17 protein-coding genes are annotated in these 15,412 nt (G+C 65.1%); 8 read left to right on the top strand and 9 right to left on the bottom strand.

All coding sequences use genetic code 11. The features are described 5' to 3' along the window. The first annotated feature begins 321 nt into the window (after nucleotides 1-321). Nucleotides 322-585: a WhiB family transcriptional regulator gene (locus tag CGLY_RS04705; RefSeq protein WP_038546744.1), complete on the top strand. Its 264-nt coding sequence runs from the start codon at nucleotides 322-324 to the stop codon at nucleotides 583-585. A gap of 99 nt (nucleotides 586-684) precedes the next feature. Next, nucleotides 685-759 (top strand): 50S ribosomal protein bL37, encoded by a 75-nt coding sequence (locus tag CGLY_RS18085; RefSeq protein WP_369803638.1) that lies wholly within the window; start codon nucleotides 685-687, stop codon nucleotides 757-759. Nucleotides 760-860: 101 nt separating this feature from the next. Here CGLY_RS18085 and rsrA read toward each other — a convergent pair whose 3' ends face one another. The 3 genes from rsrA to CGLY_RS04690 form a co-directional block, all read right to left on the bottom strand. Further along, entirely contained in the window at nucleotides 861-1,190 is a 330-nt protein-coding gene (gene rsrA / locus CGLY_RS04700; protein WP_227590378.1) for a mycothiol system anti-sigma-R factor, read from the bottom strand. A 15-nt stretch (nucleotides 1,191-1,205) separates the two neighbouring features. Further along, nucleotides 1,206-1,820, bottom strand: coding sequence for a sigma-70 family RNA polymerase sigma factor (locus CGLY_RS04695; RefSeq protein ID WP_038551374.1), 615 nt, complete (start codon nucleotides 1,818-1,820; stop codon nucleotides 1,206-1,208). A 112-nt stretch (nucleotides 1,821-1,932) separates the two neighbouring features. Next, nucleotides 1,933-2,610, bottom strand: coding sequence for an SOS response-associated peptidase (locus tag CGLY_RS04690; protein ID WP_265101959.1), 678 nt, complete (start codon nucleotides 2,608-2,610; stop codon nucleotides 1,933-1,935). 77 nt (nucleotides 2,611-2,687) lie between these two features. Here CGLY_RS04690 and aroA point away from each other — a divergent pair, with 77 nt between their 5' ends. Together aroA and rsgA are read left to right on the top strand one after the other, a co-directional pair. Then, entirely contained in the window at nucleotides 2,688-3,971 is a 1,284-nt protein-coding gene (aroA, locus tag CGLY_RS04685) for a 3-phosphoshikimate 1-carboxyvinyltransferase (protein ID WP_038546736.1), read from the top strand. Nucleotides 3,972-3,979: 8 nt separating this feature from the next. Beyond that, nucleotides 3,980-5,002, top strand: a complete 1,023-nt coding sequence (gene rsgA, locus CGLY_RS04680) for a ribosome small subunit-dependent GTPase A (RefSeq protein ID WP_038546733.1) — start codon at nucleotides 3,980-3,982, stop codon at nucleotides 5,000-5,002. Between the two features lie 24 nt (nucleotides 5,003-5,026). Here the strand turns inward: rsgA and CGLY_RS04675 are convergent, their stop codons facing one another. Both CGLY_RS04675 and CGLY_RS04670 read right to left on the bottom strand, forming a co-directional pair. Further along, nucleotides 5,027-5,881: an ABC transporter permease gene (locus CGLY_RS04675; RefSeq protein WP_038546731.1), complete on the bottom strand. Its 855-nt coding sequence runs from the start codon at nucleotides 5,879-5,881 to the stop codon at nucleotides 5,027-5,029. Further along, nucleotides 5,878-6,876, bottom strand: a complete 999-nt coding sequence (locus tag CGLY_RS04670; RefSeq protein WP_038546728.1) for a daunorubicin resistance protein DrrA family ABC transporter ATP-binding protein — start codon at nucleotides 6,874-6,876, stop codon at nucleotides 5,878-5,880. The genes CGLY_RS04675 and CGLY_RS04670 overlap by 4 nt, the downstream gene beginning before the upstream one ends. A 106-nt stretch (nucleotides 6,877-6,982) precedes the next feature. On the opposite strand from CGLY_RS04670, the gene CGLY_RS17350 reads away from it, so the two are divergent. Further along, on the top strand, nucleotides 6,983-7,726 hold the full coding sequence (locus tag CGLY_RS17350; RefSeq protein ID WP_038546726.1) for a TetR/AcrR family transcriptional regulator: 744 nt from the start codon (nucleotides 6,983-6,985) through the stop codon (nucleotides 7,724-7,726). On the opposite strand, the gene CGLY_RS18080 is transcribed toward CGLY_RS17350, so the two are convergent. After that, entirely contained in the window at nucleotides 7,723-8,112 is a 390-nt protein-coding gene (locus CGLY_RS18080) for an elongation factor Tu (protein WP_227590377.1), read from the bottom strand. The genes CGLY_RS17350 and CGLY_RS18080 overlap by 4 nt on opposite strands. A gap of 143 nt (nucleotides 8,113-8,255) precedes the next feature. Between CGLY_RS18080 and CGLY_RS04655 the strand changes: the two genes are divergently transcribed. Together CGLY_RS04655 and katG are read left to right on the top strand one after the other, a co-directional pair. After that, nucleotides 8,256-8,735: a Fur family transcriptional regulator gene (locus CGLY_RS04655; protein WP_052539676.1), complete on the top strand. Its 480-nt coding sequence runs from the start codon at nucleotides 8,256-8,258 to the stop codon at nucleotides 8,733-8,735. 4 nt (nucleotides 8,736-8,739) lie between these two features. Beyond that, entirely contained in the window at nucleotides 8,740-11,010 is a 2,271-nt protein-coding gene (gene katG, locus CGLY_RS04650; RefSeq protein ID WP_407080808.1) for a catalase/peroxidase HPI, read from the top strand. 76 nt (nucleotides 11,011-11,086) lie between these two features. On the opposite strand, the gene CGLY_RS04645 is transcribed toward katG, so the two are convergent. Further along, entirely contained in the window at nucleotides 11,087-11,593 is a 507-nt protein-coding gene (locus CGLY_RS04645) for a DUF6912 family protein (protein WP_038546721.1), read from the bottom strand. A 1-nt stretch (nucleotide 11,594) separates the two neighbouring features. After that, entirely contained in the window at nucleotides 11,595-12,005 is a 411-nt protein-coding gene (locus CGLY_RS04640; RefSeq protein ID WP_038546718.1) for an HAD family hydrolase, read from the bottom strand. A 40-nt stretch (nucleotides 12,006-12,045) separates the two neighbouring features. Between CGLY_RS04640 and CGLY_RS04635 the strand changes: the two genes are divergently transcribed. Beyond that, nucleotides 12,046-12,591: an Rv3235 family protein gene (locus CGLY_RS04635; protein ID WP_144313627.1), complete on the top strand. Its 546-nt coding sequence runs from the start codon at nucleotides 12,046-12,048 to the stop codon at nucleotides 12,589-12,591. Nucleotides 12,592-12,598: 7 nt separating this feature from the next. Here the strand turns inward: CGLY_RS04635 and secA are convergent, their stop codons facing one another. Beyond that, complete coding sequence (secA, locus tag CGLY_RS04630) at nucleotides 12,599-15,226, bottom strand: preprotein translocase subunit SecA (RefSeq protein ID WP_038546715.1); 2,628 nt, start codon at nucleotides 15,224-15,226, stop codon at nucleotides 12,599-12,601. Nucleotides 15,227-15,412: the final 186 nt, after the last annotated feature.

Here is a 15,412-nt window from a genome sequence, read left to right as displayed (position 1 = left end):
TAAATAGCCAAATCGACCGCTTGTGAGCTTAACCACAAAAATGCCCGACCCCCTAGCGGACTCCACCATGGCGTGCCACTATTGCACATGTAACGGAGAGAGGGACACGAGGTTACGGACAGGTTACGAACCGAACCCGGCCCTACTTCTCTGCCCGACACGATCACTGTGACTCACCTTACCGTGACCCGGTGCGTGTCACCGAATCCCACCGACGAACTCGAACCGTCCCCCACGGCGACGGGCATGACTGCCCGCCCACCTATTCCGGGGAGAACGGTCTGCCACACTGCAACAACGCTGTTGAAGGAGAAGATCACCATGGACTGGCGCCACGAAGCCATCTGCCGTTCCGAAGACCCCGAGCTTTTCTTCCCGGTGGGCAACTCCGGCCCCGCACTCGCCCAGATCGCCAAGGCGAAGCTGGTCTGCAACAAGTGCCCCGTCACCAACGCCTGCCTCGCCTGGGCCATCGAATCCGGCCAGGACGCCGGCGTCTGGGGTGGCATGAGCGAAGACGAGCGTCGCGCCCTGAAGCGCCGCAACAACCGCGGTCGCGCCCGCACCCGCGTCGCCACCGCGTAGCGACCGGTCCGCTGCCCGGGGTGGATTTCCCACCTGATGTGCTCCCCGGTATCCTGAAGCGGTTATCTGCACAATCCATACCGTCGATGAGGAGCCGTCATGAGCAAGCGTGGCCGCAAGCGCAAGGATCGTCGTAAGAAGAAGGCGAACCACCGTAGCCGTCCGAACGCCTAAACGTTCGCACAGCACCGATGAGGCCCGGCCCAGGACACACTGTCCTGGGCCGGGCCTCATTGTGCTGGTTGCGGAAAGCTCCCGGGGACAGCCCGGCCCCGCTACTCTGAGTAACGGATCCTCACCGAAGTCGTCACCGTCGACTGCAGCGAGGTCACGATCCGTCCCCGCAACTCCTGCGGGGCCTGTCCCCCACAGCGCGAACGCAGCAGCTCACGGACCTGCTGCTCGATACCGAGGGCTTCCAGACAGGAGGGACACTCGTCCACGTGCTGTTCGAGCCGTGCCCGGACACGACGGTACTGCTCGCCTTCACAGTCGCCGGTCTTCACGTCGATGTACTCGTAGAGCACCTCGACGAGCTCGTCGCACTCGCTCCTCCCCGACGCGCTGCACGGGTTGTCGCTCATGTTCCCAGGGTTGTCAGACATTCCTTGTCACACTCCTCAGATCTTGCCTGCCGGCCGCTTCGCCGCTCCGATGCCGTGTTCGACGGCGACGTCCTTGAGTTTGGCGCGCAGCTGCCGTCGCCCCCGGTGCAGGCGACTCATCACCGTGCCGATCGGCGTGTCCATGATCTCGGCGATCTCCTTGTACGGCAGCTGCTCAACGTCCGCGTAGTAGACGACCATGCGGTAGTCGTCCGAGAGGTCCATCAGCGCATCCTGGATGCGCTTGTCGGGGATCCGACGGAGTGCCTCGATCTCCGCTGACTGCAGGCCGGTGGAGTCGTGCGACGCCGAATCCGCCAACTGCCAGTCGGTGACCTCCTCATCCGATGTCTCCCGTGGACGCCGCTGCGCCTTGCGGTACTGGTTGATATAGGTGTTGGTGAGGATGCGGTACATCCACGCCTTCAGGTTGGTACCGGGTTTGTAGGAGCCGAACGCCTGAAACGCTTTCATATAAGCGTCCTGGACCAGATCCTGGGCGTCCGCGGGATTACGGGTCATCCGCAACGCCGCACCGTAGAGCTGGTCCAGCAGCGGCAGCGCATCCTCCTCGAAGCGTGCGAGCAGTTGCTCGTCGCTGTCACCGGTGCGCTTCACTGGGTTGTTCATGGGCTCCTTCCCGTTCACCCTGTCGGACTCAACGCCATCAGCGTCGGTCTTGTTCCCATCCATCCTAGTCCCCTGGGTCACTCCCCCGCGTCAGTCCCGCGTCAGTCCCGCGTCAGTCCCGAGTCAGTCCCGCGTCGCCGATCAGGTCCGCGCAGTTCGCAGACACGTTCCCGACTCGCCGGTCTGCTTCACCAGTCACCAGTGTCCCCAGAATCCCTGCCCCCGGTGGTGACGCAGCCAGGGTCCGGCGGACCCCGTCCGAACCGTCGAGCCATGCCACCGTCTCGTCGCTCCCGACCTCACCAACTCCGAGCACCCGCGGCATCCGGTCATGCAGCCAGGCAACCGGCGCCACCGATGCCGCGGTGACCATCGTGGCCTCCAGCCGTCCCCGATCCGCCCCCTGCCCCGGACGGCACAGTCCCGCCACCACCATAGGCTCGTGCCCCGCGTCAGAACGGGAGCTGACGTAGTAGGGCTGCCGATCCTTCCACTCATACCACCCGTCCATGACGAACAGGCACGGAGCAGACCCGCGGAAACTGGCTTTGTCGAAGACGGTCTCCCCGCGGGCATTGAACAAAACCGTACCGGCCCGCCACGGTGCCGGATAGCCCCAGGCGGCCGGTCCCAGCGTCACCGCGCCGGAAAAACGCCGCAGGACGCCGACAGTGTGGGTCGGTGCGATATTCCAGCTCGGCGTCGGCGGTCTCCCACCACCGACCGCCCCGACCTGCTCACCGACGAGGCGGGACGTCGCCGCGAGGACCGTCTCGGTGGTACTGAACATCACATAGCGTCCGCACATGGCACCGAAACTACCTCCGTTCGACCACCACCGGGCCGTCGCGTGGGATAATGGCGCCCATGACCGCCGAACTGTGGCCTGCTCCCGTGGCCTCCTCCCCCGTGTCCGCGACCGTGCCTGTCCCCGGGTCGAAGTCCATCACCAACCGTGCCCTGGTGCTCGCCGCCCTCGCGGACGGCCCCAGTCTCATCGACGGTGCCCTGCGCAGCCGCGACACCGACCTGATGGCGGACGCCCTGCGTGCGATGGGGGCCTCGATCACCGTCGACGGTGACACATTCACCGTGGTGCCCGGTGACCTGCACGGTGCCGAGATCGAGTGTGGCCTCGCCGGCACAGTCCTGCGTTTCCTCCCACCGGTGGCGGCGCTGGCGGACGGGGAGGTCCTCTTCACCGCCGACGATGCGGCACAGAAGCGCCCCATGGGAGGCACTCTGGATTCCCTCGATGCGCTGGGTGCCCGGGTCACCGGCTCCGGTGACCCGGAACGTCCCCTCCCCTTCCGGGTCACGGGCACCGGGGGGCTACTCGGTGGCGAGGTGCACATCGACGCGTCGGCGTCCTCGCAGTTCGTCTCGGGACTTCTGCTCGCGGGTGCCCGTTTCGACGAGGGGGTCACCGTGGTCCACACCGGGACCGCTATTCCGAGCCTTCCGCACGTCGAGATGTCTGTGGAGATGTTGCGGACCGCCGGCGTTCACGTCGACGCCGGTTTCAACCGGTGGACGGTGCACCCGGGCCCGGTCAAGGGACACCACTGGGTCGTCGAACCGGATCTGTCGAATGCCACACCGTTTCTCGCTGCGGCCGCCGTCACGGGCGGCACGGTCCGGATTCCCGACTGGCCCATGACGACCTCCCAACCAGGTGACCAGTTCCGGGTGATTCTGCAGGACATGGGGGTCAACGTCGAGCACTACACCCATAACGGCGTCCTCGAGGTCAGCGGAAGGCCCGAAGGGCACTTGCGTGGCATCAGCTGGGACCTGCACGATGTCGGCGAGCTGACCCCCACTGTCGCCGCCCTGTGCGCCGTCGCTGACGGACGCAGCCATCTCTCCGGTATCGCCCACCTTCGTGGCCACGAGACCGACCGGCTTGCGGCCCTGCAGCGCGAACTGTCCTCGCTGGGCTGCGACGTCACCCAGACCGAGGACGGACTGATCATCGACCCGCAACCACTGACCGGCGGTGTCTGGCACACCTATGCGGACCACCGGATGGCCACCGCGGGAGCCGTTCTCGGGCTGGTGACCCCGGACGTTCTGGTGGAAGATATCGCCACCACCTCCAAGACGATGCCGGACTTCGACCTGCGGTGGACGCAGATGGTCGAGGGCTGAGCGGACTGATGGCACGATCCAGCGGCAGGCGGCAGTACGACGAGTCCGATATCCGGGTGCGTCCCGGCAAAGGAACCCGTCCGAGGACGAAAGACCGTCCGGACCACAAGGAAGCCCTAACCGGCATGGTCGTCACGAAAGACCGCGGACGCTGGGGGGTGGTCATCGACGGGGCTCCCCCGGAGGCTCCTCCTGCGATCTGCATGCGTGCCCGCGAAATGGGACGGACCCCCGTCGTCGTCGGCGACCGGGTCGCCGTCGTCGGCGACGTGTCGGGCCGTGACGGGACGCTGTCCCGCATCGTCCGGCTGGAGGAACGGTCCACGGTCCTGCGCCGGACGGCGGACGACACCGACTCCTACGAACGCATCGTGGTGGCCAACGCCGACCAGTTGCTGATCGTCACCGCAGTGGCTGACCCCCCACCACGGTCAGGTTTCGTGGAGCGTGCACTCATCGCAGCCTTCGTCGGTGGCCTGCGGCCCATCCTGTGTCTGACCAAGTCAGACCTCGCCGACCCCGCAGCCTTCGCCGCGGAGTTCGAGGCACTCGATGTCGAGGTCATCCTGGGCGGGGTCGACGACGTGCTCGACCCGGTAACAGACGTGGTCACCGGACACCTGACCGCACTGATCGGCCACTCCGGGGTCGGGAAATCCACCCTGGTGAACAGACTCGTGCCCGGCGCGGGCCGCGAAACCGGTGTGGTGTCCGGTGTCGGCAAAGGACGCCACACCTCCACCCAGTCGGTGGCGCTGCGTCTCCCCGGGGGCGCCGACGCCGGATGGATCGTGGATACCCCCGGTATCCGCAGCTTCGGGTTGGCTCACGTGGATCCCGACACGGTGATCGGCGTGTTCGAGGACCTGGGGACTGTCATCGAGGACTGCCCACGGGGATGTACCCACGCCGGGCCGCCGGCCGACCCCGAATGCGCACTCGACACACTGACCGGGGCGAGCGCCCGGCGCGTGACTGCCGTGCGGTCCCTGCTTACCGCACTGCGCAGTAACAATGACTGGGAGATGTGACCGGTGACGTACCTGGACCGGTCATCATCGGGACAGGGTCCGGAACTGTCGGACCGCAAGTGGAACGAAGACCACGATGATGACCGCCGGCCAGACCACTGCCCCTGCCACCGCATGGCCGTCGACCCAGTAGGCCGGGGTGAGGTTTTCGATCCCCGGCGTGTGGAAGAGTTCACGGATCGCCGTCGCAGTCGACGAGACCGGATTCCATGCGGCGACCGCGCCCAACCACCCCGGCATCATTTCCGGTGGAGTGAACACCGAGGAAATGAACCCCAGAGGGAACGCCACGGCGAAGAGCATGCCAGCGGTCTCGGTGTTCCTGATGCACAGACCCAGATAGACCCCAACGAAAATCAGGGCGAGACGTAACCAGAGCAGCAGTGCAAAAGCAAGCAGGGTTTCTGCGGTACTTCCTCCTGAGCGCCAGCCGATCACCAGGGCCACCATGGCGATCACCACCAGGTCGATTGCCGCACGGAGCAGGTCGGATACCGCACGCCCCGTCACCGGTGCCGAGGCCGACATCGGCATCGACCGGAACCGGTCCATGAAACCCTTCTCCTTGTTGTGGGTCACTGCGTAGGCCGTGTCCATGAACCCCAGCGCCATGGTCATGGCGAACATCCCGGGCATAGCGAAATCGACGTAGCCTTCGCCGGCACCCCGGCCGGTGACGTCCATCGCTGAGCCGAACACGTAGACGAACATGAGGACCATGACGACCGGAAAACCGACCTGCCAGGCCACGGTGGAGGGTTGCCGCAGCAGGTGGGTGAACTCCTGGAGCACAATGATCCCGCAGTCATGGGCCGACCACCGCAGGCGGGACAGGTCCCTGGGCAGGTTCGGTGCAGTCGGTGCAGTCGGTGCAGTCATGGTTCGTGCCTTTCATTCGGGCCGGGCATCCGGGTCGAGGTGATCTGCAGAAATGCTTCGTCGAGCGTCGGCCTGCGCAGCCCGAGATCGGCGATGTCCGGGGAATCGGCACCGTCGTTCCTGATCTCTGCAGCGACGGCGGTGAGCGCGTCGACCCCGTCGGTCACCGGCATGCTGATCCTGCCGTCCGTGCGGTCGATGACTGGGACGCCTGCGTGCTCGCCGAGGGCGCGACGCAGAAGTGCTTCAACAGCAGAAATCTGACCCGGGTTCCGGACGAGGATCTCCAGACGTTCATCGCCGATCCGTCGTTTCAGCCCTGCCGGGGTGTCCTCGACGAAGTTGCGGCCCCGGTCGATGACGCTGATCCGGTCACAGAGCTGGTCGGCCTCGTCGAGGTAGTGGGTGGTCAGCACGACGGTGGTGCCCTCGCCGGCGAGGGCACGGACCGCTTCCCACACCTCCCGGCGACCTGCCGGGTCAAGCCCGGTGGTCGGTTCATCGAGGAACAGCACCTGGGGTGCGAGAATCATCGACGCAGCGAGATCCAGTCGGCGCCGCATCCCGCCTGAGAACCCTTTCGGGGACCGTCCGGAGGCGCCAGCGAGACCGAAGATGTCGAGAAGTTCATCGGCACGTCGGCCTGCGGATTTCTTGTCAAGACGGAACAGGCGCCCGAACATCGTGAGGTTCTGGCGCGCCGTCATCAGGTCATCCACCGCGGTCTGTTGGCCGGTGAGCCCGATACGCCGTCGGACATCCCGCGGCCGAGTACGTACGTCACAGCCGCCGATGGTCGCCGTGCCGTCGTCGGCGTCGGTGAGCGTGGTGAGCACACGGACGATCGTCGTTTTTCCCGCACCGTTGGGCCCGAGGAGCCCGTGAACGGTGCCCCGGGGCACCACGAGATCCACCCCGTCGAGTGCGGTCGTATCTTTGTAGCGTTTCACCAGTCCCGTCGCTTCAACGGCCGGCTCTGTCGTTATCGTCGCCATGGTCCACCACCCTGTTCTCATATGGGTACAACGTACGGCGTACGTCGTACCCTGTACTGTAGCGTACAGTGTCTGCAGTAGACAAGAGTCCCCCACGGAAGGCCCCATGACCGACACGAATCCCCTGGCCGAAAGTCTCCGCCTCCTGTGGGACGGGCTTCCCGAACGCGAGAAGGGCCCCCGGCGAAGTCTGACTCTCGCGCAGATCGTGACCGCCGCTGTTGAACTTGCCGACGATGCGGGGGTCGACGCCCTGTCAATGCGGGCACTCGCCCAGAAACTCGGCGTCGGGACAATGTCGCTCTACCGCTACGTCCCCTCCAAGACAGAACTCCTCAATCTGATGCTCGACAGCGTGGTCGGCCCCACACCATCCCGGGAACAGGCACGCCATCAGGGGTGGCGGACCTTTCTCACCACCACCGCACACGAAGCCCGCCGGATGTACCTGGCACACCCCTGGACATTGCAGGCCAACTGGAGCCGTCCGGTCCTGGGGCCCAACAGCCTCGCCGACCTGGAACTGTTCATGTCGGGAGTCCGTGACCTGCCCCTGAGCGACCGGGAGAAGATGAACCTGACCACCTCATTGGACTCCTACATCCACGGCGCCGTCCGTCAGGAGCTGCTCTACACGAACAGCGCCGCCCTCACCGGCATCAGTGACGAAGAGTTCTGGCGGCACCAAGGCGCGACCCTGGCCAGAGCCATGGAGTCGGGACAGTATCCGACAACGGCATCGGTCGCCGAGGACGCTTTCGACGCCGACTGGGAGGAGAACTTCACCTTCGGTCTGGAGCTGCTCCTGGACGGCACAGCCACACTCATCGGCCGACAGGGCAGCCACTAGGGCGTAACACCGGACGACTGCCGAGACCGGATCACCGCCCCCATCAGCGCACCGGTGTCCACGATCATCTGACCACCGTAGACGCGCAGCGGGAGGTCGTTGGTGTCGATACCCTCGAGCTCGATCGCGCCGACATCACCAGCAATGAGCACGACCGGATTCCTGTCCCTCCGGCTTTCCAGTCGCTTGACCTTCCCGAACAGGATGCGGTCGCCGACCAGCAGAGTTGCGGGAGCATTCACAGCGACGGAACCGGACTCTACGGTCCCGGTGAACACCCTCCCTTTACCGGTGATCGTGAACACGTCACCGACACGGAACACGAACGGAGCAGCCGGGTCGACGGTCCCGTCCAGAGGTTTAGGCTTCTTGCCGAACAATCCCATGACTCGAGCTTAAAGGATGCACGTCTCCCCGGACGCCAGGTCCGAGTCTGCACCACCACCCCCGGCCAGCAGCGCAACCAATACCAATCTATTTTTATTAATTCAAAGTTGTGAAGGTTAAAAACTGACGGTACGGTGAAGTCATGCGCACAGATCCGACAGCATCCTGGGCAGAGCAGGTGAGACAACTGGGCCTCCGGGCCACACCGGGCCGCGTCGCCTCCCTGCGGTATCTGCACGACCATCCGCACAGCACCGCCGCACAAGTGCACTCTGGCATCAGTGCGGAGCTGCCCACGGTCTCCATGCAGTCCGTCCACAATGTCGTGAACGATCTGAGCGCGCGCGGCCTCCTCCGCCGCATCGACCTCCCCGGCTCCGGCGCGGCTCGTTTCGAGACAAACCGGGAGGACAACCACCACCACATCCAGTGTGTGGTGTGCGGACGGCTCGAGGACGTCGAATGCGTCGTCGGCCATGCCCCCTGCCTTACCCCGGCTGACGGCCACGGTATGCACACCGTGCTCTCGGCCGAGGTCATGTTCCGCGCCATCTGCACGGACTGCGCCGCCACAGAGAACACCCGCTCCACGACCCACACCCAGGAGAAGAACCATGACTGACCCGATGTCCGGCTGCCCTGTCGCCCACGGCGGCGGCCACACCCCGCAAGGTGGCCACGCGCCGCAGGAGTCCCAGGCCGAGCGCGGCGAGGCCCAGGGCTCCCGACTCCCCCTCCCTACCGAAGGTAACGCGAATCAGCGGTGGTGGCCGAAACGTCTAAACGTCCGTCTGCTGGCCCACAACCCCCAGGAGGTCCGCCCCACGCCGGCCGACTTCAATTACGCTGAAGCATTCAGCCAGCTGGACCTTCCCCAGGTCAAGAAGGACATCGAGGATGTCCTCACCACCTCGCAGTCATGGTGGCCGGCGGACTTCGGCCACTACGGTCCCCTGATCATCCGGATGGCGTGGCACTCGGCCGGCACCTACCGTTCGCATGACGGCCGCGGAGGTGGCGGCGCCGGACAGCAGCGTTTCGCCCCGCTGAACAGCTGGCCGGACAATGTGGGCCTGGACAAGGCACGGCGGGTCCTGTGGCCGGTGAAGAAGAAGTACGGCCAGAACCTGTCGTGGGGCGACCTGATGATCCTGGCGGGCAATGTCGCCCTCGAGTCGATGGGATTCGAAACCTTCGGCTACAGCGGCGGCCGTGAGGACGTCTGGGAGCCTGAGGACGTCTACTGGGGGTCGGAAACCGACTGGCTCGGTACGGACGCACGGTACAGCGGCACCAACGACACCTCCCGCGACCTGCAGAAGCCGTTCGGTGCCACGACCATGGGCCTGATCTACGTCAACCCGGAAGGCCCGGAGGGAAACCCCGACCCGGCCGCCGCCGCCCACGACATTCGCGAGACCTTCGGTCGGATGGGCATGAACGACGAGGAAACCGTCGCGCTCATCGCCGGTGGACATACCTTCGGCAAGACCCACGGTGCGGCGCCCGACGACGAGGACAATGTCGGCCCCGACCCCGAGGCAGCGTCGCTGGACCGTCAGGGACTGGGATGGCAGAACCACCACGGCGAGGGCAAGGGTGACGACCAGATCACCTCGGGCCTTGAGGTCACCTGGACCTACCACCCCACCCGGTGGGACAACGAGTTCTTCCACATCCTCTTCGCCTATGAGTGGGAACTCACCACGGGTGAAGGCGGACACTTCCACTGGCGGCCGAAGGACGGCGGCGGAGCGGACATGGTTCCCATGGCGCACTCCGCGGGGCGTCGCGAGCCGCGCATGCTGACCACCGACATCTCTCTGCGCGTCGACCCGAGCTACGAGAAAATCTCCCGCCGTTTCAAGGATGACCAGAACGCCCTCAACGACGCCTTCGCCCGCGCATGGTTCAAACTGACCCACCGCGACATGGGACCGAAGTCACGGTACCTGGGCCCGGAGGTCCCCGCCGAGGACCTCATCTGGCAGGATCCGCTGCCCGGCGTCGAAGGCGAGCCCGTCACGTCCAAGGACATCGAGACACTCAAGAAGACCGTCCTCGACTCCGGGCTCAGCGTCAGCCAACTGGTGAAGACCGCCTGGGCGTCTGCGTCCACCTTCCGCAGGACGGATTTCCGTGGTGGAGCGAACGGTGCCCGGATCCGTCTCGAGCCCCAGCGCAGCTGGGAGGCCAACGAACCCGCTCAGCTCGCCGAGGTGCTGACGGTGCTGGAGTCGATCCGCAACGACTTCAACGTGGACAGCGCCCCACGGCACCTGTCCCTGGCCGACGTGATCGTCCTGGCGGGCAACGCCGCGATCGAGAAGGCCGCTGCCGAGGCCGGCACCGAGGTGTCCGTCCCCTTCACCCCCGGCCGGGTGGACGCCACTCAGGAACAGACCGACGTCGAGTCCTTCTCCTACCTGGAGCCGCAGGCGGACGGGTTCCGCAATTATCAGAACACCGACCTCGACATCCCCGCCGAGCACCTGCTCATCGACAAGGCTGACCTGCTGGGTCTCACCGCGCCGCAGATGACCGTGCTCGTCGGCGGCCTGCGTGCCCTGGGTGCCACTTACGGATCCACCGACCATGGTGTCCTCACGGACCGTCCCGGTGTGCTCAGTACCGATTTCTTCATCAACCTCCTGGAACTCGGCAACGACTGGGTCGCCACCGACGACGACGCGACGGTCTTCCGCTGCACCGACGGCGAGACCGGCGAAGCGAAGTGGACCGGCACCCGGGCCGACCTGGTCTTCGCCTCGAACTCCGAGTTGCGCGCCCAGGCCGAGGTCTACGCCAGCGATGACGCGACAGAGAAGTTCGTCGCCGACTTCGTCGCGGCCTGGGTCAAGGTCACCGAAGCCGACCGCTTCGACCTGCACGGCTGACGCTACAGCGCCGCTGGGCGCGCAGAAGGCCCGCCCCACCCGTTATCCGGTGGGGCGGGCCTTCATCCGCGTGCACCTACATCAGGTCCACAAGCACCCCGAGCTCGCGCGAGTCGTACCAGCTCATCAGGTTGTCCTCGCAGTCACCGAGGGTGATCTCCGCATCCTCGTCACCGAGATCAGCAGCGTCGACGGCCTCGATCGCCGCCGCCGTGGCGGGTTCATTCCCCTCGTCGTCGACATGAATCGCCGCCAGGTCATCCACCGAGATCACCGGTGAATCCAGCCTGACGACGGACTCCCCCTTGTCCGGCTCCGGAGTGACGGCGCCGTCGTCCAGATCGACGGAGACCACGACCCGCCGGTGCGGGAAACGTTCTTCGTCACCGATGCCCAGTAGACGGAGGGACGCCCGGGCAGCTTCGAGGAACGCCGCATACGACATCTCCTCATCATCACCGGCAGTGTAGAACTCCCTCAGCGCGGGGGTCAGGGCAAAGCCTATCCCTGAGCGCGCGGGCATCTTCCCGTCACGGGCGAGGGCGCCGAGCATGTCGAACGTCGCGGGCACGAAGACGCGCATCCTAGTAGGTCCCTTCCAGCCCGAGCAGCCCGGAGATCTCCACGATTGCACGGTCAAACTGCTGGTAGTACACACCGATCAGCCCGGACTCCACCGCACCCTTGATATTCAGGATCGAGTCATCCACGAGGATGCAGTCGCTCACATCCACCTCGAGCCGGTCCGCGGTGATCATGAAGATCTCGGGGTCGGGCTTGTCCACACCGACCTCACCGGACAGCACGACGGTGTCGACATACCCGGCCTCCTGCCACGTACGGATCGGGTCTGCACCGGGACCACCCGGATCGTTCGAGAGGATCGCCGTTCCATAACCGGCGTCCCTGGCCGCGGTGAGGACCTTTCGCCAACGACGACGATCCTCCTCCGCTCCGTCGAGGACGCCACAGTAGTCCACAATCAATGCTCGCATATCTCACATTGTGCCACGCTGGGCGCTATCATCGTCGAGCATGGGGGCTGTACCGGGGAACACCGACGAAAAGACACCTGCGACACCAGCGAGGACGCGATATGAAGCGGTGCCGGGGCTGGTCTATCTCCGCCGTCCGGGACCTGCTGTCGAGGCGGTGCGGAACTCCGCCGTTCCGCGTCGGCGACCAGAGGACACGGAACCGTCCTCCGTGGACGGCACGGTGCTGTCTCCTTCTGAGAGCGTTCCACCCGCGCCTGAAGTGCGTGCCCGCGTGGGGATGCTCGTGAACGTCTGGCTGGAGGTCCTCGATGGTCGTCGTCCGGTGTCCGTCCTCCGGAAAGGTCCGTTCTCGCCACGTGTGGCCGACGAGCTGCGTGGCCGGATCCGCGATGCCCGCCCCGCACCCGGAGCCATCCCACCACGCACGGTGTCGCGGGTGCTGAGCGTCCACCTGCCGCCCACTCACCCCGACCGGTTGACGTTCACCGCCAGCGTCGCCTACGGCAACCGGGTCCGCGCCGTCGCCGGCCACCTCGCGCGCTACGAGGGGCAGTGGCGCATCGAGACGGTGACCCTGATCTGAGCCGGATCTAACCGCCGATGATGGTCTTCGGCACCGACTTCTGCTGCTCCTGCTCCTGGGACGTGCGGGTGTCGGCCGGGTCGTCGACGTTCAACGGCCCCTCTGCCTGCTCCGGCTCCTTCGCCTTGAGCTGCTTGCGGACGAGGAAGAGCTGACGAATCGTCTCCTCCTTGATGCCGTCGTTCATCCGGCCGAACATGTCGCCGCCCTCACGCTGGTACTCCACCAACGGGTCACGCTGCGCCATGGCGCGCAGGCCGATGCCTTCCTTGAGGTAGTCCATCTCGTAGAGGTGCTCGCGCCACTTCTGGTCGACGACGTTGAGCACCACACCGCGCTCCATCCCGCGCATCTGCTCCTCGCCACCGACCGACGTGACGGACTCCTCCAGCTCGTCGTAGAGCGTGTGGGCGTCCTCCTGCAGGGCACGCAGCAGCTGAGACGCAGTCAGCTCACCGGCGGAACCGTACTCGGTCCCGTCGATCAACTCGGTGGAGGTCACCGAGGGGCCGTAGAGCGAATCCAGGGCCGACCAGAGTTCGTCGAGGTCCCAGTCCTCCACATAACCCTCGGCGGTGGCACCGTCTACGTAGGCGGCAATGGTGTCGTCCATCATGGTGCGGACGTTGGCTGCGATGTCCTCGCCCTCCAGGATCTGACGCCGCTCGCGGTAGATGACCTTGCGCTGCTCGTTGAGGACCTCGTCGTACTTCAGCACGTTCTTACGCATCTCGAAGTTGGAGTTCTCCACCTGCGACTGCGCACCCTTGATCGCGTTGGTGACCATCTTCGAGTCGATAGGCATGTCGTCCGGCACGTTGAGCCGGGTCATGAGGTTCTCCATCGTCTGTCCGACGAAGCGGGTCATCAGATCATCACGCATCGACAGGTAGAACCTGGTCTCCCCGGGGTCACCCTGACGTGCCGAGCGGCCACGCAGCTGGTTGTCGATACGTCGGGACTCATGACGCTCCGTCGCCAGCACATACAGACCACCGACCTCGCAGACCTTCTCGGCCTCCTCCTTCGACTTCTGGCGAGCCTTGACGATCTCCTCGTCCCATGCCTCCTGGTACGCCTCCGGGTCCTCGACGGGGTCGAGACCACGCTCACGCAACGTGAGGTCGCAGATGATGTCCGGGTTACCGCCGAGCACGATATCGGTACCGCGACCCGCCATGTTGGTCGCCACAGTGACAGCCTTGAGTCGACCCGCCTGCGCGACGAACTCGGCCTCCTTCTCGTGCTGCTTGGCGTTGAGCACATTGTGGCGGATGTGGCGAGCCTGCAGAAGCTTCGACAGGTACTCGGAGCGCTCCACGGAGGTGGTGCCGACCAGCACCGGCTGGCCCTTCTCGACACGCTCGGCGATGTCCTCGGCGACGGCCTCGAACTTCGCCTCCTGGGTCTTGTACACCAAGTCAATGTTGTCGTGGCGCTGATTGGGCTTATTGGTGGGGATCGCCGCGACATCAAGCTTGTAGATCGACTTCAGCTCCGCGGCCTCAGTCTCCGCGGTACCGGTCATACCGGCCAACTTGTCGTAGAGACGGAAGTAGTTCTGCAGGGTCACCGTGGCGAGGGTCTGGTTCTCGTTCTTGATCTCCACGCCCTCCTTCGCCTCGATGGCCTGGTGCATGCCCTCGTTGTAGCGGCGCCCGTCAAGGATGCGGCCGGTGAATTCGTCGACGATGACAACCTCGCCCTTACGGACGATGTAGTCCTTGTCCCGCGTGAACAGCTCCTTGGCCTTGATGGCGTTGTTCAGGTAGCTGACCAGCTGCGAGTGCTCCGGGGAATAGAGGTTGTCGATACCGAGCTGGTCCTCGACGAATTCGACGCCCTCCTCCTTGACGCCGACGGTCTTCTTCTTCGGATCAACCTCGTAGTGGATGTCCAATGTCATCTTCGGCACAATGCGCGCGAAAGCGGTGAACCACTGGGAAGACCCGGACACCGGCCCGGAGATGATCAACGGGGTACGCGCCTCGTCGATGAGGATCGAGTCGACCTCATCGACGATCGCATAGTTGTGCCCTCGCTGGACCAGGTCGTCCAGCGAATGCGCCATGTTGTCGCGCAGGTAGTCGAAGCCGAACTCATTGTTCGTTCCGTAGGTGACGTCGGCGGCATAAGCCTTACGGCGGTCCGCCGGACGCTTACCAGACAAGATGACATCCACGTCGAGACCGAGGAAGCGGTGGACACGGCCCATCCACTCCGCGTCACGCCGGGCCAGGTAGTCGTTGACAGTGACCACATGAACGCCCTTGCCCGACAACCCGTTGAGGTAGGCCGGAAGCACACAGGTCAGAGTCTTGCCCTCACCGGTCTTCATCTCGGCGACGTATCCCCAGTGCAGGGCAGCACCGCCCATCACCTGCACCTTGTAGTGCTTCTGGCCCAAGACGCGCCACGATGCCTCGCGGGCTGTGGCGAAAGCCTCGAGAAGGATGTCGTCGAGACTCTCACCCTTCTCAAGACGAGCGCGGAATTCAGCGGTCTTGCCCTGCAGTTCCTCATCCGAGAGGGCGGAGTACTCGTCCTCCTTGGCGATGACCTGGTCCGCGATCGCGGACAGGCGCTTGACGGCGCGGCCTTCACCGAGGCGGAGAATCTTCGAAAGTCCTAGCACGTGCTACTCGTCCCTTACCTTGTGTTGCACCTGTGGGTTCTTGCTGGCGTTCTTGCTCACGTTCTTGCTCGGAGTCTTGCACCGGTACGACTGCACCCATGCGAGATCAGTCTTTCAGTCTACCTCCGCCACCGTGGCTTGCACAGCAGGAGATTGCTGACATGCCGTACGCACGATGCGGTCGGC

This window comes from Corynebacterium glyciniphilum AJ 3170 (genome assembly GCF_000626675.1).
Classification (GTDB): domain Bacteria; phylum Actinomycetota; class Actinomycetes; order Mycobacteriales; family Mycobacteriaceae; genus Corynebacterium; species Corynebacterium glyciniphilum.
This window is presented reverse-complemented; position numbering and strand designations above follow the sequence as displayed.